The sequence below is a fragment of the Erythrobacter sp. K21-9 genome, from assembly GCF_055808355.1.
On record NZ_CM147866.1, the window covers coordinates 2,568,286 to 2,589,371 of the forward strand.

The 21,086-nt window shown below is 60.2% G+C and carries 23 protein-coding genes; 16 read left to right on the forward strand and 7 right to left on the reverse strand.

Features of this window, described 5'->3' with window-relative positions; genetic code table 11:
- Position 1: 1 nt before the first annotated feature.
- The 6 genes from AC0L39_RS13165 (at position 2) to AC0L39_RS13190 (ending at position 6,475) form a co-directional block, all read left to right on the forward strand.
- Complete coding sequence (locus AC0L39_RS13165) at positions 2-1,138, forward strand: glycosyltransferase family 4 protein (RefSeq protein WP_473258515.1); 1,137 nt, start codon at positions 2-4, stop codon at positions 1,136-1,138.
- 78 nt (positions 1,139-1,216) lie between these two features.
- Positions 1,217-2,137 (forward strand): methionyl-tRNA formyltransferase, encoded by a 921-nt coding sequence (locus AC0L39_RS13170; protein WP_473258516.1) that lies wholly within the window; start codon positions 1,217-1,219, stop codon positions 2,135-2,137.
- Positions 2,124-2,810 (forward strand): PIG-L deacetylase family protein, encoded by a 687-nt coding sequence (locus AC0L39_RS13175; RefSeq protein ID WP_473258518.1) that lies wholly within the window; start codon positions 2,124-2,126, stop codon positions 2,808-2,810. The genes AC0L39_RS13170 and AC0L39_RS13175 overlap by 14 nt, the downstream gene beginning before the upstream one ends.
- 373 nt (positions 2,811-3,183) lie before the next feature.
- Positions 3,184-4,758, forward strand: a complete 1,575-nt coding sequence (locus AC0L39_RS13180; protein ID WP_473258519.1) for a hypothetical protein — start codon at positions 3,184-3,186, stop codon at positions 4,756-4,758.
- A gap of 169 nt (positions 4,759-4,927) precedes the next feature.
- Positions 4,928-5,128 (forward strand): hypothetical protein, encoded by a 201-nt coding sequence (locus tag AC0L39_RS13185; protein ID WP_473258521.1) that lies wholly within the window; start codon positions 4,928-4,930, stop codon positions 5,126-5,128.
- A 372-nt stretch (positions 5,129-5,500) separates the two neighbouring features.
- On the forward strand, positions 5,501-6,475 hold the full coding sequence (locus AC0L39_RS13190; RefSeq protein WP_473258523.1) for a methyltransferase domain-containing protein: 975 nt from the start codon (positions 5,501-5,503) through the stop codon (positions 6,473-6,475).
- Here AC0L39_RS13190 and AC0L39_RS13195 read toward each other — a convergent pair.
- The 6 genes from AC0L39_RS13195 to AC0L39_RS13220 all read right to left on the reverse strand — a co-directional run bounded on the left by AC0L39_RS13195 (position 6,472) and on the right by AC0L39_RS13220 (position 12,041).
- Positions 6,472-7,371: a hypothetical protein gene (locus AC0L39_RS13195; RefSeq protein WP_473258524.1), complete on the reverse strand. Its 900-nt coding sequence runs from the start codon at positions 7,369-7,371 to the stop codon at positions 6,472-6,474. The genes AC0L39_RS13190 and AC0L39_RS13195 overlap by 4 nt on opposite strands.
- A 341-nt stretch (positions 7,372-7,712) precedes the next feature.
- Positions 7,713-8,393: a hypothetical protein gene (locus tag AC0L39_RS13200; RefSeq protein WP_473258526.1), complete on the reverse strand. Its 681-nt coding sequence runs from the start codon at positions 8,391-8,393 to the stop codon at positions 7,713-7,715.
- A gap of 145 nt (positions 8,394-8,538) precedes the next feature.
- Entirely contained in the window at positions 8,539-11,034 is a 2,496-nt protein-coding gene (locus AC0L39_RS13205; protein WP_473262391.1) for a protein kinase domain-containing protein, read from the reverse strand.
- Entirely contained in the window at positions 10,974-11,417 is a 444-nt protein-coding gene (locus tag AC0L39_RS13210) for a hypothetical protein (RefSeq protein WP_473258528.1), read from the reverse strand. Before AC0L39_RS13210 ends, AC0L39_RS13205 begins: the two co-directional genes overlap by 61 nt.
- A 56-nt stretch (positions 11,418-11,473) precedes the next feature.
- On the reverse strand, positions 11,474-11,713 hold the full coding sequence (locus AC0L39_RS13215; RefSeq protein ID WP_473258530.1) for an ECF-type sigma factor: 240 nt from the start codon (positions 11,711-11,713) through the stop codon (positions 11,474-11,476).
- On the reverse strand, positions 11,682-12,041 hold the full coding sequence (locus AC0L39_RS13220) for an ECF-type sigma factor (RefSeq protein WP_473258532.1): 360 nt from the start codon (positions 12,039-12,041) through the stop codon (positions 11,682-11,684). The genes AC0L39_RS13215 and AC0L39_RS13220 overlap by 32 nt, the downstream gene beginning before the upstream one ends.
- 223 nt (positions 12,042-12,264) lie before the next feature.
- On the opposite strand from AC0L39_RS13220, the gene AC0L39_RS13225 reads away from it, so the two are divergent.
- Both AC0L39_RS13225 and AC0L39_RS13230 read left to right on the forward strand, forming a co-directional pair.
- Positions 12,265-13,617, forward strand: a complete 1,353-nt coding sequence (locus tag AC0L39_RS13225) for a hypothetical protein (protein ID WP_473258533.1) — start codon at positions 12,265-12,267, stop codon at positions 13,615-13,617.
- Between the two features lie 14 nt (positions 13,618-13,631).
- Positions 13,632-14,105, forward strand: a complete 474-nt coding sequence (locus AC0L39_RS13230) for a hypothetical protein (RefSeq protein WP_473258535.1) — start codon at positions 13,632-13,634, stop codon at positions 14,103-14,105.
- Here the strand turns inward: AC0L39_RS13230 and AC0L39_RS13235 are convergent.
- Entirely contained in the window at positions 14,095-14,253 is a 159-nt protein-coding gene (locus AC0L39_RS13235) for a hypothetical protein (protein WP_473258537.1), read from the reverse strand. The genes AC0L39_RS13230 and AC0L39_RS13235 overlap by 11 nt on opposite strands.
- Between AC0L39_RS13235 and AC0L39_RS13240 the strand changes: the two genes are divergently transcribed.
- The 8 genes from AC0L39_RS13240 to AC0L39_RS13275 all read left to right on the forward strand — a co-directional run bounded on the left by AC0L39_RS13240 (position 14,239) and on the right by AC0L39_RS13275 (position 21,086).
- A complete protein-coding gene (locus tag AC0L39_RS13240) occupies positions 14,239-15,969 on the forward strand; it encodes an AAA family ATPase (RefSeq protein WP_473258539.1) in 1,731 nt (576 codons plus the stop codon). The two genes, AC0L39_RS13235 and AC0L39_RS13240, sit on opposite strands and share 15 nt — an antisense overlap.
- Positions 15,969-16,439, forward strand: coding sequence for an HNH endonuclease family protein (locus tag AC0L39_RS13245; RefSeq protein WP_473258541.1), 471 nt, complete (start codon positions 15,969-15,971; stop codon positions 16,437-16,439). The genes AC0L39_RS13240 and AC0L39_RS13245 overlap by 1 nt, the downstream gene beginning before the upstream one ends.
- A gap of 49 nt (positions 16,440-16,488) precedes the next feature.
- The gene (locus tag AC0L39_RS13250) at positions 16,489-16,971 is read left to right on the forward strand and encodes a hypothetical protein (protein ID WP_473258543.1); all 483 of its coding nucleotides are present in this window, start codon (positions 16,489-16,491) and stop codon (positions 16,969-16,971) included.
- An 83-nt stretch (positions 16,972-17,054) separates the two neighbouring features.
- Positions 17,055-17,390 carry an ArsR/SmtB family transcription factor gene (locus AC0L39_RS13255; RefSeq protein WP_473258544.1) on the forward strand — a complete coding sequence of 112 codons (336 nt, stop codon included), beginning with the start codon at positions 17,055-17,057 and terminating at the stop codon, positions 17,388-17,390.
- 70 nt (positions 17,391-17,460) lie between these two features.
- Positions 17,461-18,390: an MBL fold metallo-hydrolase gene (locus AC0L39_RS13260; protein ID WP_473258546.1), complete on the forward strand. Its 930-nt coding sequence runs from the start codon at positions 17,461-17,463 to the stop codon at positions 18,388-18,390.
- Between the two features lie 8 nt (positions 18,391-18,398).
- A complete protein-coding gene (locus AC0L39_RS13265) occupies positions 18,399-18,833 on the forward strand; it encodes a YeeE/YedE family protein (protein ID WP_473258549.1) in 435 nt (144 codons plus the stop codon).
- A 1-nt stretch (position 18,834) separates the two neighbouring features.
- Positions 18,835-19,272: a DUF6691 family protein gene (locus AC0L39_RS13270; protein ID WP_473258552.1), complete on the forward strand. Its 438-nt coding sequence runs from the start codon at positions 18,835-18,837 to the stop codon at positions 19,270-19,272.
- 50 nt (positions 19,273-19,322) lie between these two features.
- The gene (locus AC0L39_RS13275; RefSeq protein WP_473258555.1) at positions 19,323-21,086 is read left to right on the forward strand and encodes a SulP family inorganic anion transporter; all 1,764 of its coding nucleotides are present in this window, start codon (positions 19,323-19,325) and stop codon (positions 21,084-21,086) included.

The following is a 21,086-nucleotide window of genomic DNA, read 5'->3' on the forward strand; positions in this document are numbered from 1 at the left end:
CGTGAAAGTTTTAGTGCTGTCCAGTCTCGCATATTCGCTGACCAATTTCCGAGGCAATCTGCTTCGGGAAATGCAGGCCAATGGTCACGATGTCGTCGCTGTTGCGCCAGACCGCGATGAAACGGTTTCGCGCGAGCTTGCCAAGAGCGGTATTGGCTTTCGGGTCGTGCCGATGCAGCGGGCTCGCACTGCTCCGCTAGCGGATCTTCGGCTTTTGCTTTCCTATATCTGGCTGATGTTGCGCGAGCGGCCGCAGCTCGTCCTTGCCTACACCCAAAAGCCGATCATTTATGGCGGTCTTGCCGCACGCATTGTTGCGGTCCCGCGTTTTTATGCGCTCATGTCAGGCCTGGGGCATGTTTTCAGTCCCGGTAGCAAGACGAATGCCGCGGTAAAGCTTATCGCGCGGCGCCTTTACCGGATTGCCGTACGCCGCGCGCGGGCAGTCTTCGTCTTCAACGCAGATGACCGGCAGGACATGATCGACCTCGGCATTGTCGAGCCATCCGACCGCGTGATCCAAGTCCCCGGATCGGGCGTCGACCTCGCCAAATTTGAGCATCACCCACTTCCAGAAGGGGGGATGTCATTCCTGATGGTCGCACGCTTGCTGCGCAACAAGGGCATCCCTGAATTTCTCGAGGCGGCACGAGACGTCTCTAAGGATCATCCCGATTGCACTTTCTCGATCCTTGGGCATTTCGACGATCAGAACCCCGAAGGCATCACCAAGGCGGACTGCGAGCGGTTCGAGCGTGAGTATCCGGTCACATTCATCCCGGGCACATCCGATGTGCGCCCCTATCTTGCCGGAGCATCGGTGTTTGTTCTGCCATCGTATTATCGTGAGGGCCTCCCCCGCACGATCCTGGAGGCGATGGCGACCGGACGGGCGGTCATCACCACCGACCAGCCCGGCTGCCGCGATCCGATAGAGGATGGCGCGAATGGGATCATCGTCCCGCCGCGCGATGCAACAGCGCTGGCTGAGGCGATGCGGCGACTGGCCAGCGACCCCGATCTCGCCAGCCAGATGGGCCGACGCTCCCGCGAACTGGTCGAGCAGGTCTACAGCGATGCGCTCGTAAACAGTCAGCTTCTCGATGAAATGGATCTCATCGCAATGCGGCTCGCCTGATGCCGAACCGCGTATCGCCGGTACAGCCGATGTGCAGGCGCAGGGCGATACTGCGCTCGGTAGCCGCGTGGCCAGCTGATGCGCGCCGCAGTGATAGGTGCGGTCGGTAGCACCGCCATCCTCCTCGATGAACTGGCTGAAGCAAAGGGCTGGGAAGTGCCGATCATCGTCACGCTTCCCGAAGAATTGCACGGCAGGCATTCCGACCTTGTCGATCTGACGCCTCACGCCCAGCGGCTTGGCGCAAAGCTATTGCAGACCGGCAAAACGAACGATCACGCGACCCTTGCCGCAATAGACACGGCAAACCCCGATTACATCTTTGTGGTTGGCTGGTCGCAGCTTTGCTCGGCGGAGTTTCTCGGCATCCGGGCAGGCAAAGTCATCGGTTACCACCCTGCAGCCCTTCCAAGATTGCGGGGCCGTGCGGCGCTTCCCTGGACCATCTTGCTGGACGAACGCATCACAGCTGGCAGCCTGTTCTGGATGGCCGAGGGGACCGATGACGGAGACATCCTCGCGCAAGAATATTTTCACCTTGCCGGCGATGAAACGGCAGCGGAATTGTACGACCGCCACATGGATTGCCTTTCCGCCATGCTGAAAGAAGTCCTGCCGATGCTCGCAGCCGGCAAGGAGCGCCGGACCAAGCAGGACGAGCGCTATGCAACATGGGCGACAAAGCGCACGCCAGCGGACGGAGCGATCGACTGGAACGACAGCGCGCAAGAAATCGACCGCTTGATCCGGGCGGTAGGAAAGCCCTATCCGGGCGCCTATTGCTATGCGGGCAAGCGCAAGCTGACAGCCTGGAGCAGTAAGCTGATCACCGCGCCGGACCGCTATCACGCGATGGCCGGGCAGATCGTCGCGCGTGACAGAGGTTCCTTGACGGTCAAGACCGGGTCTGGCCTCATTGAGCTCACCGATTGGGAGATCGAAGGCGAAAAGCCGCCGCTCCTGCACGCCAAGTTGAGGAGCGCATGTGACGGCAATTGAGGATTTCGGACGGGTGCTTGTTATCGCGCCGCACCCCGATGACGAGGTGCTCGGCTGCGGCGGCACGATTGCCAGGCTCACGGCCAGCGGCAATGAGGTGCACGTGGTCGTAGCGACCGAGGGCAAGCCGCCGCAGTTTTCAGCCGAAGGAGTCGAGACGGTTCGTGCTGAAATGCGCGAGGCCCACGAAATTCTCGGAATATCTGGGACCCGGCAGCTCGATCTTCCTGCCGCTGCGCTGGACGCCGAACCATCTGCAAGGATCAACGCGGCCATTGGAGACGTCGTTGATACCATCCGGCCCGATACTCTCCTGCTACCGTTCGTCGGCGACATTCATGTTGACCACCAGATCGTCTTTACCGCCGCGATGGTCGCCGCCCGTCCGCGCCATGCAAAAGCGCCCGCGCGCATTCTTTGTTATGAAACGCTGTCGGAGACGAACTGGTACGCGGCCCCGACCACCCCTGCCTTCGTGCCGAACGTATTTGTCGATATTGACAAGACGCTGCCGCTAAAGGTCGCAGCGTTCCGGAAATTCGCCAGCCAGGTCCGCCCGTTCCCGGAAGAGCGCTCGGTCGAAGCAATCGAGGCTCTGGCCCGTATGCGCGGATCGACCGTATTCTTGCGAGCAGCAGAAGCCTTTGTGAATATTAGACAAATTATCCGCTAAAACCTGGAACAGTGCGCATCTGTTGATGCCCTGATCAGTAGAATCCTGCCGAGCAATTCAGTAGCGCGCGTCAGATGCGCCCGCGACTTGGCAGTTTAAGTCCATCTTAACGATATTCGTCGACAAGACAGCGGTCCAGCGAGAATGGGCCACGGCTCGTCCGACTTCGCCAAAGAGCGGTTTGAACGCATAATTTGGCGAACTAGGGAACGAGACAGAACCCACGAGACAACTCTCGAGAGCGGTAATTAAAGCCGCCATTTCTGAGCACGAAGTCTCGATAGAGAGTTCAATCCGTCCCCCCTTCGCATCGCAAGTGACCGCCGTGAACAAAAATCTATTAAGCTCAGTGTCGGTCCTTGCCGGCGCACTCATGACCCTCTCTGGCTGCGGCTCCGACGAGACCGGGTCGGGGGCCAGCTTCGCTGTGGCCGTTCCGGGCCCGACGCCGACGCCGACGCCGACGCCCGTTCCCACGCCGGCTCCGACGCCAACCCCCGCACCGGCTCCCACGCCTTCACCCTCACCCACTCCGACGCCGGCGCCGGCACCGACGCCGAGCCCTACTCCGTCACCCACTCCGACACCGACACCGACACCGACGCCATCACCGGCATCTGGGCCAACACCGGCGCCAAGCCCCACTCCCTCACCGACGCCCACACCCACGCCTTCGCCGACGCCGACGCCGACGCCGAGCACCGCCTTTGCGCAGGCATTCGTGAACCCGGATAATGGAAACATTCTCGATCGATCCGAGCACCCAAAGGCATTCCCGACGGCGCTCGGCTTCGGCGCTTTCGCCAAGGTTCGTTCACCCAATGCGGTTGTCTACAAGATCAACAGCCTTGAGGATTCTGCCGTTCCCGGCGACGGCAAGATAACCTATCGCGAATGCGCGCAGGCGCTAGAAGTGACCTCACCGTACTCGATCCCGGCAGGTCGGCCTCGCTATTGCGTGTTCGATGTATCCGGTCCGATAATTATGCAGGGGCTGGCCCCGATCGAGGTTCCGGGTATCTACATAGCCGGTCAGACATCGCCCGGCGGGATCGAGCTCCGGCTCGGTTCCAAATACAATCCCGTCGACTCCCTCATCGACAGCCGCCGAGGTGGCGATCACGTTATTGTGAGGCATATTCGCGCGCGTCTCGGTGAGCATCCCGATCGCATCTCAGATAACGGCGATGCCATCCGCTTCAATTCGACGAGCTACCAGATCCTCGATCACGTTTCGGCGATGTTCGGCACAGACGAGAGTGTCGAGGCGAGTTGTCAGAACTGCACGATACAATGGTCGATCATCGGCCCGAATATCTGCCGCGATGCAGGTCACAGCTCAGCGCTTCACTGCAAGACCTTCTTCATGAAGCCGGGCGGCAACATCACGATCGCCTACAATCTCAGCCAGCACGGCATCCAGCGCGGCATCAACGTCGCGCCCGGAATCTATCCGTTCAATCTGGGCAAGACGTCGCAGGCCGACATACTTGGGAACTTCGTCTACAATTTCGTCGAAGAAGGCGGGTTGATCTCCAACCAATACGCCAACGTATACGCGAACTATATGTCGAATTCCTATTTCGAAGGTGCACGCTGGAATGAAAAGAATGGGAATTACCAGACCGCGCTTTATACCAACGCCGACAGTTTCGGTCATGGCTTCTCGATCTACGCGAACGGAAATGTGAGCCCCTACAACTCGGATCCCAGCCAATTCCGGGCCGGGTTCGGGTTGTTCAAGGGCACCACTGCGGGCTCCGTGTGCGGCATCGACGGCTCCGGAAAACGGACCTGCTCGGTTACCGGATTCAACGTGATCCAAAACAGCGGTACGGGTCAGGGCTCCAGATGCTCCGAAAAACTCGCTGCCCAGCTGGGCTATCGTCGATGCCGAACAGGCGCGCCGAAATGTCCTCAGTTTCGCCGGGGCAGAGCTTTGCCGTGACGGGGATTGCCGGGACAATGTCGATGAGTTCTTCGTCGAAGACCTCCAGACATGCGATCGGGCTCCGCGACTTTTTGAAAGCGGCTGGACCTCGCGCGTTGCCGATACGGGTGGGTACGCCAAGCTTGCGAGCACCGGCTCGGCCTGGCCTGATAGCGACAATGACGGAATGCCTGATGTCTGGGAAGTCCAGTACAACAACACCGATCCCAATGTGTGGGACGCGAACGATGATCCAGACGGAGACGGCTACCCCAATATCGAGGAATATCTCAACATGCTCGCCAATGACGACGCGAGATATCGCGGCATTTACAATGCTGGCAACGCAGCGCTCCCGCCGCACAATTGCGGCAAGCCACAGCGTTGAGCGCGCTTTGAGAGCGCTTTTGGGGTCAGAGGTGGCATGAGCCCGATTGTTCAGGCCAAGCTGCCATTTGCAATCGTGACTGCGGGCAATTCTTCGGCCACTGCGGGACGCAAAGCGCTGCCCTTCGTTGGCCGAGGCCTTTGACCATTAAGTATTATCCTCGAATTTCCTGCTCTATCAGGCTGTAGAATAGGCATTATGTGTTCGATCGCGGGGCGCACAATCTTAGCTAACCCGGGGTCGGCAGATTGGATGCAAAGACCGCCTGAGGACGACCACGCCGACACTCGCGGCCTTCGCTTCTGACCGACTGGATGGGAGTTCTGCGCGCCCATGCGAACCACGAGTTGCAAGGATATCGAGGCCGTCAGGATGCTAGTAGATACCGAAAAGTGCCTCGAAGACCTTAGATGTCCGGTCTCCGGTTCGAAGCTGTCGAAAGACGGCGATCACATGGTTGGCAAGGCGGTCAACGGGGAAGCGGCCCGCCGATATCCAATTGTCGAGGGCAAGCCCGTTCTTGTAAACTTCGACCAGTCCGTGGTGGACAAGCAGACCGTTACCAAAGTGGGAACAGCCAGCCAGATTGAGCGGATGTCGTATTCCGGTCCCAGCCGCTTCATCAAGCGCCTGTTGTCGCCCGAGTACAAGGCCACCCTGCAAAACGTCGCCAAGCTGAAAGAGATGCTGTGTGCCTTGCCCGAGCCCGCGCGCCTGCTCATCGTCGGCGGAGGTTCGGTTGGCCGCGCTCTTGAGCCGCTTTACGATGAAGAGCGCATCCAGGTTTACAGCTTCGACATCTATGCCACCCCTTCGGTCCAGTTCGTCGCCGATGCGCATGAAATGCCGCTGGCCGATGACTTTTTCGATGCTGTGATTGTTCAGGCGGTGCTCGAACATGTGCTGCACCCGGACCAGGTCGTCTCGGAAATCTGGCGCGTACTCAAGCCGGATGGTCTGGTCTATGCCGAAACCCCGTTCATCCAGCACGTGCACGAAGGCGCCTATGATTTCACCCGCTTTACAGATAGCGGCCACCGGTTCCTGTTCCGCCGCTTCAGCTTGATCGGTTCGGGCGTGTGCGGAGGTCCAGGCATGCAATTGATGTGGGCTGCCGACTATTTTGCGCGTTCTGTCTTTCGCTCAAGGGCTGCCGGGAAGGTCGCGAAGCTCGCGTTTTTCTGGGCGCAGTATTTCGATCGCATCATTCCTGAGAGTTACGCAATCGATGCGGCGTGCGGAGTATTTTTCTTCGGTCGCAAGTCGGCCTCGACCATGACTCCGTACCGAAGTGATCACGTACTACAAGGGCGCGCAATGATCCTTGGCAGGATTGCACCCGTTTAACATTTCGGTTTCTTGATGCCGAGCAAGGTCGAAAAACCCTTGCAGGTGGACTTGCCGATATTCGTTACCGTCTCGTCGACCTTGCGCGCGCCATATTTGATCTGCTTGTCTGCATATTTGGGATCCGTGACGAACCGCGCGCCGTCCGTGACTGTTTTCGCTGTCTTGTTTGCAGCGTAGCTGACGACGCTAACACCAGTTTCAGCGACACCGCTCACCGCCTTTTGCGCGTTACCGGGGATCCGCCGCGGGTCGAGGATAGATTGGCCGATGCCGTGCGTTGCGCCGAGCAGGCTGTTGCCCAGCGCCTGCGATGTATGCCCCATCGCCATGACCGGGTCATCGCCATTGGCGAAGGTTTCAAACTGACCGACTGTGACCGCCGCGCCGAATTCACCCAGTCCCGTGCTCTCACCTCCGAATGCTTCCGAGCCGAAATCGACAAGGGCAGCCTTGTTGCTGACCGACATGGACCGGGTCGCGAACTGCGTAGTGGAACGGATCGGGCGCGAGCCTCCCATCGAGCGTACGGGATTGGCAGGAGGCCTTAGCCCGGCACGTGCGCCAGAGGATCGATTGCGCGGCGTTGCTGCGCTGCCTGCCTTGACGCGCGCGTCGGTTGCCGGCCGTGGCGATTTGGGCTTGCTGGCCGCGATAACCGGCTGGTTTGCCGGCGCGAACCCGGCCCGCACGCCGCGATTGATCCGCGCCTGCTGACCCGCTCGCTGTAGGTTAAGCCTTTCGCCCGGGCGCAAGTCCAGCTCTCCGCGAACGCGTAATCCGGGTCTTGCACGCCGGGCATCGTATCCTCGTTCCTCAAGCGCTTGCAGGTTGCCCGTCCCTGCCAACCGGCCAACCTGATTGCGGTAGGCAGCTCCATTGAAATCTGCGCGCACGGCCGGTACCGGCGAACATTGTCCGTGTCGGGAGCGCGGCGATAGCGGGATCTTACCGGGTTCACGTCTTCGACCCGGCGGGCTGCTCGCGCGGCTTCGCCCGAGGCCTCCAGCCGCTCAAGCTCGGCTGGACTTGCCGCCGGCTGCTCTGGTTGCTGCCCGACTTGAACCGGCGCCCAATCGGGCGGCGCAACGGATTGCTGCGCAAAGACTGCCTGGGTCATACCGCTGGCAAGAATGATACTGGCGGCGGATAATCCGGCGCAGCGAGCGAGAGTTCTATGATGGGTCATGATTTCCTCCGACAAGGTCAGGTATGCGGGATAATCCGGACGCGGCGCTCAGCACCTGCCGCCAGCGGTCACCAAGCGGCCCGCCTTGCCCGATTTGTCATCGAAGCGGCGCTCGATAGCCTTCATGAAGCGCGGCATCAGCGTTGAAATGCTTCCGCAGGTACCGTCGCTCTTCAGGCGCATCTCCATCACTGGCAGGGCGTTTCTGCCCCCTTCAGCCGGGACAATATCGATATGAACGAAGCGCTGGTAATTGACGCCGCGGCGCTGCTCGGGATTGTATCCGGTCACGCCGTAGCGAGGGTCCGTGTTCGTAACCTTCGTTTCGACCTGTTGGCCGGTCGTTGTCTCGGTGATCGTGCTCGAGGTGGTCTGGCTGTCGTACAGCTCGCCCCATTGCGGACGGTAATAGGTGTAGGTGAACGCCTGGCCCTGATCGATGCCGTAATCGAGGTAAGCGATGAAATCGGCAGGCTGGCCAGGCGCGACAACGCGCAGGCCCTCCTTGCGCATGATTTCGCCTAGCATGAGCGCGTAATTGCGAAACTCCAGCGAGTTGTCCAAATCCTCGCGCCAGCCCATTACTGTGAAGGTTGCGCTTGCCGGCACCTGATCCAGTCTGTGAAAAACCGACACATTGCTCTTCGATCCAGGATTGAGCATGCTGCCCGCACACCCGGAAAGAGCCAGACTGGCAGCTGCTGCGCACGTCAGAAATCCGATCTTCATTTGAATACCCTCCCAAAATTGCGTGGTCACTTGGGAAGCCGCTTTGAGATGCGGATTTGATCATCGAGCCGAAAATCTTTTTCCGCGCTGGGTGCGAATGGGAGTTGTCTGCCGCCATCAGAGCGTCCGCTAGCGTCGCCGAATCCTAACTTACGATAAGGGCGGCAAGCGCGGTCACCCTGCTATCTGATGATCCGAATACGGCTTCGAGATCATCGGCAGCTTGCCGCGCGATCTGGCGAGCTTCTCTCTGCCGTCCCGCAGCGTCAAGCGCATAGGCATATTCGGCATCGGCGAGTGCCAAGTTCCAATTCCTAGCGGGCAATTCCTCGCGCGCGATTTCGCTCGCACGGCGGGCGTGAATTGGCGCTGCTGCATGATCCCCGGCAGCCCGTTTGAGCCTTGCCGCAGCGGCGAGAAATGGGAGCAGCTCGGAACTTTGTGTGCCGACATCGCTCTCCTTTTGCGCAATCGCGTCTGTCAGCAGGTCGGAAGCCTCGGCAAACTGCCCGCTGAGGGTCAGCGTCTCTGCAAGCTCAACCTGAGCTTCAAGCTGGTTTGCTCGGCGTAAGTGCTCGCGCTTCTGCATGGCGGCGCGCAACATGCCTTCCGATGCGCGTAGATCGCCGAGCTTTGCAAGAGCGGCCGCAACACCCATCCGATGCCGTATGGTCAGTTCGCCCGTCTCCCCGAAAAGCGATTTCGAAATCTCCACTCCTTCGCGGTGATAGCCGAGCGCTGCAGCGTGGTCTCCCAGTGCCAATGAATGGTCAGCACGAAGCAAGAGATATGCCGAATAATTGGCGCTCTCCTTACCCTCGTTCGTTGCGATATCAGCTTGTGCGACTCCAAACACTTGCCGCGCGCGATCGAACCGGCCAAGGCGCGTAAGGTACGCGGCGAGGACAATCCGATAGAAGGATAGCCGCCAATGTCCGGGCGGCCAGAGCTGCTCGCCGCGCTTGATTGCGTCTTCCGTGTATTGCACCGCCAGTTCGTAGCGGCCCATGCGGTTGGCGACCAAGCCCAGATTGCTGATTACCACCACAGTGTTCGGATCGAGCGGCCCCAGCGTTCTCTCCGACAGGTCGAGCGCTTCCAGGCCTATTTTCAGCGCCAGCTCGTATTTGCCGCGATTGTCGTAGGTGACCGCGAGATCGCCCAGAATATCGCTCGTCAGTGCATCGCCGAACGTGCCGGCATCACGTTGTAGCGCGAGCGCTTCCTTCCACAACTCGATGGCTTGATCATGCTGCTGGAGATTGGCGCGCACCACGGCGAGCCTGCTGATGAAGAACGGCAGTTCGGCGGGATCGTCGGCAAGCGCCTGGCGGGCCAGCCCGACCGCTTCGGACCGGTGTTTGAGCGCCGTCGGCAGCTTGCGCGCCTGGCTTTCCACCACTCCGAGTTCGTCGAGGCTGCGGGCGAGATCGAGCCTCGCGCCTTCTCCCTGATCACGGAACAGCGCGACCGAACGTTCGAGCAGCGTTCTGGCCTGACCCAGGTTGCCTAGCTCACCATAGCTGACGCCCATGGATCGAAGCAGCGCGCCCTTTACCGCCGGGTCTTCGATCTGCTCTACGTCTTCGAGCCCGCTATCGAGCAGCATTTGCGCAGTGATGGTTTCGCCCGGAGCAGAAACCGGGTTGGCGCTTTCGAAAATGTTCTTGAGGAACTGTGCAACCTGGTCTGATCGCGCCGCTGCCAAAGCGGCCCTGTCGCGTTCAATCGCGAGGTTGACGGTATAAAACGCGGTGCTGCCGATCAGCAGGGCGATGGTGGCCGCAGCGGCGATGAGTGGGCGCTTGTTTCTGCTTGCAAATCGTTTCAATCGGTAGGGAAGGTCGTCGCCCCGGGCCGTGATCGGCAAGCCGCACGAATAGCGGCGCAGATCCTCACCAAGCTCGCGGACGTTTGGATAACGGCGCAGGGCATCCTTTTGCAGGCACTTGAGGATGATGGTGTCGAGATCACCAGCGATCGTGCGCCGGAGCTTGTCCGGAGTGACCTGCCGCTGCGCCCCGATGTCCTGTGCAGTGATCCGGGAGGCCTCCGACAGCGAAGTTGGATTGGTCGCCGCGACAATGCTCGGCTTGCGCGGTTCCTCGTTCAGGATTGCGGTTTGGAGTTCGTGCGCCGACTGCGTCGCCTCTCCATAGGGCGGATGACCGGTCAGAAGCCGGTACATCAGCACGCCGAGCGCATAGACATCTACCGCCACCGAAGCCGGTTCGCCGCGCACCTGTTCGGGCGATGCATATTCGGGCGTCATGGCGCGCTGCGGCGCTGCGGTCTGGGCTAAGTCTTCCCCGACCTCATCGCCTTGCAGCAATTTTGCAATCCCGAAATCCAGCAATTTTGGCTCACCTTGCTGATTGACCAAAATGTTGCTGGGTTTCAGGTCGCGGTGGACGATCAGCTTGCGGTGCGCGTAATCGACCGCATCGCAAATCTTGCGAATGATTTCGAGCCGCTGGGGCACGGTAAGTTGCCGGTCATCGCAATAGCGATCGACATGCTCGCCCTGCACCAGCTCCATCACTAGGTATGGCACCCTGGCCTCGGTCGAACCGCCATCGATCAGGCGAGCGATATTCGGATGATCGAGCTCGGCGAGGATCTGCCGCTCGGTACCGTGAATCGACGGACGGCAACGAGATCGGTAAGCTGCGCGGCCATGATCTTGATCGCTGCAGACTGGTCGAACTCGCCATCAATGCGCTGCGCACGGTAGACGGCGCCCATGCCCCCGGTGCCGATCCGGTCGATGATCTCCCACGATCCGATGCGCCGCCCGGTCCAATGGTCTTCCGGCTCTACGACAGCCGTGCGGATCGACGCCTCTATCGAGCTTACGATAGCGTCCTCGGCGCCGCGGTCTGCTGCCAGCAGGCTGACAAGTCTGGGACCAAGCTCCGGATGTTTCTGCGAAAACTCGGCGACGAACCGGTCTTGCGCGTACCCCTTTAATGCTACTGCGCTTTCGAACGCATCTTCAAGCAATTGCAGATCGTCGGACGCCATTCGAATTCCTTCTACCGGAGAAGCAACAAATCTCGTACCGATCTGATCATTTCTGATCATTCATAGTTTTTTTCGAGCTCATCCTTGAGCCACGCCCGTGCAAACCTGAGGTCGCGCGAGATGGTTGCGGTCGAAAGTCCCGTCACCTGGACCATCTGCTCAGCGGTGAGGCCGCCAAAGTAATGCAGTTCGACCAGTTCGGCTTTGCGCGGGTCGATCTTCTCCAGCGACGCCAGCGCATCGGTCAGTTCGATGAGATCGAGATTACCATCGTACCGAGCCAGCCGAGTCTTCATCGAGCGTTACCCTGAATTGGTCGCCGCCGCGCTTTGCCGCGCGGCGCGCATTAGCTTCATTGATGAGCAACCGCTTCATCATCCGCGTGGCGACAGCGTAGAAATGTGTGCGGTCCTGCCACGACACCTGCGCATCGGCCAGCTTTGCCCACGCATCGTGGACCAGGGCAGTGGGTTGCAATGTACGGCCTGGTTGCTCATTGCGGAAAATGTTCGAAGCCCGGCGGCGCAGTTCATCATAGACAAACTCGGCGAGGGCATCGTCCACTTTCGGATCGTCGGTGCCCCACTCTTTCAAGAGGCCGGTCAGATCGTCGCGGTCCTGCATGGTTTTAATCTATCCGCGCCTCGCCTGCTTGTCCAACGACCCGCTTGCCGCTCCCCTCAGGACGGCTCAAATTAGGGCGAAGTCCTTGCCAACTGAGCTGCTCTACTAGGACTGCGTTAACTAGCCGGGCTGGCAATAGAGACTGAGTTCATTAGGATCGGGTAGAAATGCTCAACCGCTTTTATTTGAGTCGCCATTCGCCAGACGCAATTTGGGGACAGCTATGCCGGACGAGAAAAAAACGGCCATCATCCTGATCCACGGCATCGGTGAGCAGCGCCCGATGGACACCCTTTGGGGCTTCATGGACGCAGCATGGATCAAGGATCAGGAAATGATCGATCCCTATCAAAGCGAGGTCTATTCCAAACCGGGCGGGACCGCCAACAACCATGAATTGCGCAGGGTCACCACTCGCGGCGACAAGCACACCGGTAAGCGCTACGATTTCCACGAATATTACTGGGCGCACATGATGCTCGGCGACACTCTTGCCGACGTCAAGCGGTGGCTGCTTTCGCTGTTTTTCCGGCCCAAGAGCGCCATTCCGCCAGAATATCGCAAATTCTGGTGGGCTGGCTGGATCATCACCTTCATTGCGCTCGCTGCATGGGTCTTCTGGCTCGCAAGATCGGGCAATCTGGGCTGGTTCACCGGCATCCTCTCGTTCCTGATCCCGCTCGTCCCTGGCTTTCTGTTCAGCAAGGTAATTCCAGTTGCAGGCGATGCGGCGCGCTACCTGCAACCCGACCCGCGCAATGTCGAGGCGCGCCAGCGTATCCGCGCCGAGGGCATGGCGCTGCTCGAACGGTTGCAGCAGAGCGGCGAGTACGACCGGATCATCATGGTCGGGCACAGCCTTGGCTCGATGGTCGCTTACGATATCCTCACTCACGCATGGTCGCAGATCGATAAGGATACGCTCAGGGCGCAGCATGTCGCGGATTCCCCCTTGATGGAACGGCTGACCGAACTGGAGGAGGCGGGCGCGGCGCTGTTTGAGCCCGACAAGGTGAACGACCAGCTTGTGCCGATCGCGCCGGGTGAGGAGTTCGACCGCCGCGTCACGGCGTTTCGCAATGCCCAGCGAGCCTATCGTAAGGAACTCGCGGCGCAGGACGAGCCGCTTTGGCTGGTGAGCGATCTGGTTACGCTGGGCTCGCCGCTCGGCAAGGCAGACATTCTCCTCGCTAAGAACACAGATGCCTTCGCAACCCGCAAGGACCGCCGCGAATATCCGACTTCTCCGCCCGAATACGAATACTGGGCCCAGAAGGTGAAGCAGTTCAGCTATCCGCGCGCGAAGAAAGCGCGCATTCCGCATCACGGTGCGCCTTTCGCGCCCAGTGTGTGGTCCAACCTCTATTTTCCGGAAAAATTCCTGCTTTTGGGCGATCCGATTGCAGGGGCAGTCGCGCCGCATTTCGGGCCCGGAATTGTCGATACGAAGCTGCGCAACAAAGGCCTTCGCTTCCAGCATCTCGACTATTGGAAAGACGGCGATGATGCTGTGGCAATGGAGGCGGTCGCGGCGCTGCGCAGGGCGCTGAACCTGCGCGATCAGGACGACCTGTAGGGAAGGAGTGAGCTATGCGCTTTGTCGATCGATCGGGCGTCAAGCCGCCGGAATTCCTGATCACTTCAGGCGAGGCGCGTGCGATGCGCGAGAGCGTCCTCGACCTGTTTGAGCAAAGCGATGCACGCAGAGCGCAATCGAAAGTCTCGAAGATCGCGCGAAGCATCGAGCTCGACATCGTCGATGACTTGCAGTGGTTGTTTGACAGGCGCTGCGCTTTTTGCGAGGGCCCCGGAACCGGTCCCTACAGCTTCCGGCCCGCCAGCGAGGCCGAGCCAGTCGAGGATGGCGCGACCAGCCATCTTTACTATTCCTGGCTGGAGACTTCATGGGACAATTGGCACCTTATCTGCGAAGATTGCCGGCCGAGCAACGAGGCCTATTTCCCCGTTCGCGGAAGTCGTGCCGAACTCCCTTCGCGTGCCCTGCTGGAGGAATTTTGCGGCTGGGGCCGAAAGCGTACCGCGGCTTCCAGCTTCATGGAGTGATCTGGAGCGGCAGCACGACATAAATAACCGCGAGGCGGCCATCCTGCTCGATCCAACGGCGGACCGGCAAATGCACAATCACTTTCACGTCGATCGCAAAGGCAACCTGACTGCGTTGTCGCAGCGCGGTGCGATGACGATCTCGCATTTCAATCTGCAGCGCCCCGCCCTGTTCAAAGAGCGCGGGATAGCGGTCGACGCGCAGGAAAAGCTGTTGGTGGATGATGAGATATCGGACAGGGAGCAGGCCGCGCTGGCGCTGTATCCCGGCATTCTGGCGATCCGTCTGCGGTTCCTCGTCAGGCATATGGCGCGGACATTGAGTACGCGGGTGAGCATGCGCGAAGGCGACCTCGCCGAAAACTTCACGAAGCTCCTTGGAAAGCCCGGAGGCGGTGAGGCTTACCGAGCGGCTCGCACAGCCCCGCACACCGATCTCTCTGTAAAGAAAGCTTCCTCCCCGCCAGCATCGCGGCGCCGTGCACCGATTGAAAAACCCAAACGGGTAATCTCCCTGTCGATCCGGAATTTCAAGTCGGTCGAGAGCCTTGACTTTGCAATCCCGCGGGAACCCCCGCCCAGCGTCGCGCAAACGACCGATGCCGGGACAGGTTCGCTCCTGATCCTTGGCGAGAATGCGACCGGCAAGAGCACGATCCTCGAGGCGGGCGTTCTTGCATTGGTGGACGACCGGGTGAGAGGAGCGCTGCAACTCGATCCGCAACGGCTGGTGCTAGACCCGAAATTCATGGACGCGAAGACCCGCATGGGACAGCGAAAAGAGGCGGTCGTCACCGCCGAAATCGAAGGCGGGGCGAAGCGCACATTGACGATCCGGCCCGGGGGCTTTGACGCGCCCGAGGAGCGCCCGCCGTTGCCGGTTTTCGCCTATGGCGCTTTCCGGCAATATCTCGACCATGCGCCAAAAAGGTTGCCGCCCGCACACCACGTCATCACCCTGTTCCAATCGGACAAATTGCTTCCGAACCCGACCGAGTGGCTCATCAGCCTTGACGGTGAAGACTTTAACATGGTGGCCCGCTCCCTGCGCTCCATCTTCGCGGTAGAAGGCGATTTCGAGGTGATCGAGCGGGACCCCCGCGAGCGCGAATGCTACATTGTCGCGCCCTATCTTCATCTCGGCAAGGAGAAGCTGGAACGCACACCGCTGGACGTCGTTTCTTCGGGGTTCCGCGCAATCATTGCAATGGCCTGCGATATCATGCGCGGCCTGATGAAGCAGCGCGGCTTTCAATCCTTGCGCGGCGCGCGGGCAATTGTCTTTATCGACGAGATCGAAGCGCATCTTCATCCCCGCTGGAAAATCGCGATCCTGTCAGCGCTCCGTGAAGCGTTACCGAATGTGACCTTCATCGTGACCTCGCACGACCCGCTGTGCTTGCGCGGCATGGGCACAGGCGAGGTCAAGGTGCTTAATCGGGTGCGCGGAGAAACCACACCAGACAGCAACCTTCCCGTCTTTATCGAGACGCTCTCAGACCTGCCCAATATCGAGGAGCTGACAATAGAGCAGCTGCTTACCGCGGACTTCTTCCAGCTCAACACGACCGAATCCCGCGCCCTTGAGGCCGAATATGCGCACATCGCGGATCTGCTGAAGAAGCGCAGCGAGGGTGACGACGCTGATGACGTGACGATGACCGAAGATCAGCGCCGGGCGCTGCGATCCTTCACCCAGCAAATCAACGCGGCGCTCCCCGTCGGCAACACCGAGATTCAGCGCCTCGTTCAGGAAGCGGTTGCCGATTATCTTGAGCGGCGATCAGCGAAAACCGCGGCCCGTCTGCAGTCGCTGCGTGAAGAGACGAAGCAACGTATAGTCGATATCCTGGGGACAGCCTGATGCGCTCGATCGCCCGCGATGATGGTTCCAATCCTCCTGATCTTTCGGAAAAGGAGCAGGCGGAGCTTGAAAAGGCGCGCGCCTATTTCGCACTGGACGATGCCGGAAGGAAGAATGCGAAAAAGGTCGATTTCAGAGCTTACAAACTTGCTTCGGTTAAAGCCAAGCTGGAGAAGCTATTCGGCGGGAAATGCGCCTATTGCGAGAGCTATTACAATTCCACAGCGCCAGTCGATATCGAGCACTTCCGCCCCAAGGGCAAGGTTCACGGTTCGCCGGGTCACGATGGCTATTGGTGGCTCGCGGCCAATTGGGACAACCTCTTGCCAAGCTGCATTGATTGCAATCGCAAGCGACGCCAGCCCACGCCAAAGCCTGATGCTGACCTGACCAGGCTGCTGAGCGATGCCGCGCGAACGACGGCAACCACGAGCACGGGCAAGAAGGATTCTGTTTCCGCTTGCCGATGAAACCTCGCGGGCCCTTCGCGAAACCGACCGTATCGAAGCGGAACACCCCTTGCTGCTGAACCCGTGCGCCGACGAGCCATCGGACTTTCTCGACTTCTCCTACGATCCCGCGATCGGTGCCTCCATCGTCTTTCCAAAGAGTTCAGACGGTGCGCGGCGGCTCAATCCGGCGGGGCGCAGCGTGGGTGACGAGCAAATCCGCGAGGATGCCGCTGCCAGTCAGTCTGAACTGATGGGTGCCATGTCAATCCACGTCTACGGTCTTAATCGACTGGGCCTGGTTCAGGCGCGTACGCAGGTCATCCGCCAGCTCGAATTCCTCGCCAGCCTAATCGCCGATCTCGATGAAATGGTCGCGTTAGTCGCGGCGTCGAATGCACCGCAAGCCGTGAAAGATCTCGTCGCCAGCAAGACCAATAATATGAACGACCGGATCCTCTTGGAAATGCGGGCCATGGCGGAGCCGACGGCCCCGTATTCGGCAGTGGCAAAGGCCTGGGTCGACCGGTTCGTTGCGGACATGAGAAACTGAACGAACGGACGCCTTACCGTCGATATTATATTAGTCATTGCTAATTTAGTGAAACGTGATATATAGGCGCTATGAACGCTCCTATGACCATAGATATCGACGCCATGCGGGAAGGCGCCGGCGAGGCAGCGGCATTTCTGCGCGCTATGTCGAACCCTCCTCGCCTGATGATCCTTTGCCATCTCGCAAGTGCGGGTGAGTTGCCGGTTGGCGCGCTCGTTGATCGCATTGAACTCAGCCAGTCGGCGCTGTCGCAGCACCTGGCAAAGCTCCGGCACATGGGGCTCGTCGAGTTCCGGCGCGACGGGCAATCGCTGCACTATCGGATAGCCGACCGCCGGGCCGAGCGACTGCTTGAAACCCTGCATGATCTGTTTTGCCCTGACGATGCAGATCCGGGCTCGCAGCGCGTGGGCTAAGGATCATTCCCTAGCGCCGGGCCAGCGCGATCATGGCTCAAAGAAAACAGAATTTACGAGGTAATCTACAATGCATTCCGATCCGCATCTCGAGCAAGCAGCCGATCTGGTCGCGCAAGTCTTGCGCGGCGAGGCTACGGCGCCTGAGGTTCGCGCTTTCTTCGACGAAGAGACCTTCACTGCCAGCTATGTCGTACATGATGCGGCCTCGAACCATGCGGCCATCATCGATTCCGTGCTCGATTTCGACCAGCCTTCGGGACGCACGTCGACCACCTCGGCAGACGCCATCATCGACTATGTGCGCGCTGAGGGATTGACCGTCGATTACCTTCTGGAAACGCACGCCCATGCCGATCACCTGTCCGCAGCGCCCTACCTTCAGGAGCACCTTGGCGGGGAGATCGTGATCGGGCGGGAAATCCTGACTGTGCAGGAGGTATTCGGCCAAGTCTTCAACGAGGGCAGCCAGTTCGCCCGCGACGGATCGCAATTCGACAAGCTGCTTCAGGACGGTGACCGGCTGGAGCTGGGCGAGACGCAGATCATCGCGCTCCATGTTCCCGGACACACGCCCGCCGACCTCGCCTATCTCATCGGCGATGCCGCGTTTGTGGGCGATACGATGTTCATGCCGGATTACGGAACTGCGCGCGCGGATTTCCCCGGAGGCAATTCGCGAGTGCTCTACCGCTCGGTGCGCCGCCTGATGCAGCTGCCGGAGGACACCCGGGTTTTCCTGTGCCACGATTACAAGGCTCCGGGCCGCGATGAATTCGTGTGGGAGACAACCATCGGTGCCCAGCGCACCGGCAATCGGCACATCCATGACGGAGTGAGCGAGGATGAATTTGCCGCCATGCGCGATGCGCGCGATGCGACGCTCGGCATGCCGCGCCTCATTTTGCCGTCGATCCAGATAAATATGCGCGCCGGCCACCTGCCTGAACCTGAAGGCAACGGAAAACGCTATCTCAAACTGCCTCTCAACACGCTCTAGGAACTGACATGCTACAACCACTCGATCCTCTTGTTGCCTTGTCCGGCGGGTTGCTGATCGGACTTGCTGCGGGCCTCCTCCTTCTGTTCTCGGGGCGGATTGCAGGGATAAGCGGCCTTGCTGCTCGCGCCTTTGGCATAGCTGATTCAGGAGCTCCGCGCGCCCAGGCCTTTGCATTTGTTCTCGGACTGCCAGTTGGCGGCTATCTCGTCAGCTTGTGGGTGAGGACGCCGGAGGTCATTGTGACCTCGTCCGTGCCTTTGCTGATCGTCGCGGGCCTGCTGGTCGGTTTCGGTACTCGCATGGGCAATGGCTGCACGAGCGGGCACGGCGTCTGCGGCGTGTCGCGATTGTCGCCCCGCTCGCTTGCGGCGACTGCGACCTTCATGCTCGCGGGCTTCATGGTCGTCGCGGTCGCCCGCTTCATGATCGCAGGAGGCTGATATGAGGCACATAACAATCGCCCTTCTCACCGGCATCCTGTTCGGCGGCGGTCTTGCGCTGTCGGATATGGTCAATCCGGCCCGCGTCCTCGCCTTTCTCGATATCTTCGGAGACTGGGACCCTGCCCTCGCATTCGTGATGGGCGGAGCAATCATTCCGTTTGCTATCGCCTTTGCAGTATCGCGCAAGCTGCGGGAGCCGTTTCTGAACACTCAGTTCTACATCCCTGAAAACACAACAATCGACCGGCAATTGATCACCGGCGCAGCGATTTTCGGCGCCGGTTGGGGCCTTGCCGGATATTGCCCCGGCCCGGCCATTGCCGGTTTCGCCTATGCCGACTGGCAGCCGATTGTGTTCACCATCGCGATGCTGGCGGGGATGTGGCTCAACCGGCTATATGCCGATTACGGCCCGAAGCGCGCGGTCGCCGCATAGGATGCGATCCGGGGGTCCGACCATGCAGACAGCTGAAATGAGCCTTGGCCTTGGATAGGCTGGCACGCTTCTTCCCGATCCTCGATTGGGGCAGGCGATATGACGGAGCGGCGTTTGGCAGCGACATGATGGCGGCCGTGATCGTCACGATCATGCTCATCCCGCAAAGCCTCGCCTATGCCTTGCTTGCCGGATTGCCGCCGGTCGTTGGCCTCTACGCTTCGATCCTGCCACTCATCGCCTATGCGCTGCTAGGGACCAGCCGCACACTTGCGGTCGGTCCGGTTGCCGTGATCTCGTTGATGACAGCGTCGGCGGCGGGCAGCGTAGCGGCGCAGGGCACGCCGGAATATCTCGAAGCCGCCATCGCTCTCGGCGTCATATCGGGCATCATGCTGGCGGTCATGGGACTGCTGAGACTGGGTTTTCTCGCCAACCTGCTCTCGCATCCAGTCATTTCGGGCTTCATTACGGCGAGCGGTATCCTGATCGCGACCAGCCAGCTGCGCCACATCCTCGGGATCGAAGCGGGCGGCGATACCTTGCCCGAATTGCTCGGTTCGCTGGCCGGGAACCTTGCGCGCTGGAACCTGCCGACTGTCCTTATCGGCGCTGCATCCATTGTATTCCTGTTCTGGGTACGCAAGGGCGCGAAGCCCGCATTCGAGCGGATGGGCCTCGGCCCGCGCCTCGCGGATATCCTTGCCAAAGCCGGGCCGGTATTCGCCGTCGTCGCGACCATACTGGCGGTAAGCTGGGGCAATCTTTCCGAGCGCGGCGTGGCCATTGTCGGCGGGATACCCAGCGGCCTTCCTCCACTCGGCATTCCCGGTCTCAATCCGGGCCTTTGGGGACAATTGCTCGTCCCCGCCCTTCTCATTTCGATAATCGGTTTCGTTGAGTCCGTATCCGTCGCGCAGACCCTGGCAGCCAAGCGGCGACAGCGCATTTCGCCGGATCAGGAACTCATCGGCCTCGGCGGGGCCAATATCGCATCCGCCCTGTCAGGAGGGTACCCGGTTACCGGCGGATTTGCGCGGTCGGTGGTCAATTTCGACGCCGGAGCAAGAACGCCTGCTGCAGGCGCCTTTACCGCTGTCGGTATTGCTCTGGCTTCGGTTTTCCTCACGCCGCTGCTTTTCGCGCTCCCCGTCGCGACGCTCGCCGCAACCATCATTGTCGCTGTGCTCAGCCTCGTTGATTTGCGCACACCCGGGCGTTTGTGGCGCTATTCCAAGAGCGATTTTCTCGCTCATATCGCAACGATAGGCGTGACCCTGATGGCAGGGGTGGAAATCGGAGTGATCGCCGGGGTCGGGACCGGCCTGCTGCTCTATCTCTGGACCGCCTCGCGCCCACACGCAGCGATTGTGGGCAAGGTCCCGGCGACGGAGCATTTCCGCAATGTCGATCGGCACGAGGTTGTTACCTGGCCGCATATCCTCTCGATCCGCATCGATGAAAGCCTCACCTACCTCAACGCCCGCTGGCTCGAAGAATATGTGCTAGAGCGGGTCGCGGAAAAGCCCGAGTTGCGCCATGTCGTGCTGATGTGCTCAGCCATCAACTCGATCGATGCGTCGGGGCTGGAAAGTCTGGAGGCGATCAACCACCGATTGTCGGACGCCGGCATTCTTTTGCACCTGTCCGAGGTCAAAGGGCCGGTAATGGACCGTCTGGCGCAATCGGATTTCCTCGAAGACCTCCACGGTGAGGTATTTCTGTCGCAGGACAAAGCCATTGCCGAGCTATACAACCGCACAGACACGGGCGATCAAAGCGCAGACCACTGGGAAGCGCGAGGTCTGATCTAG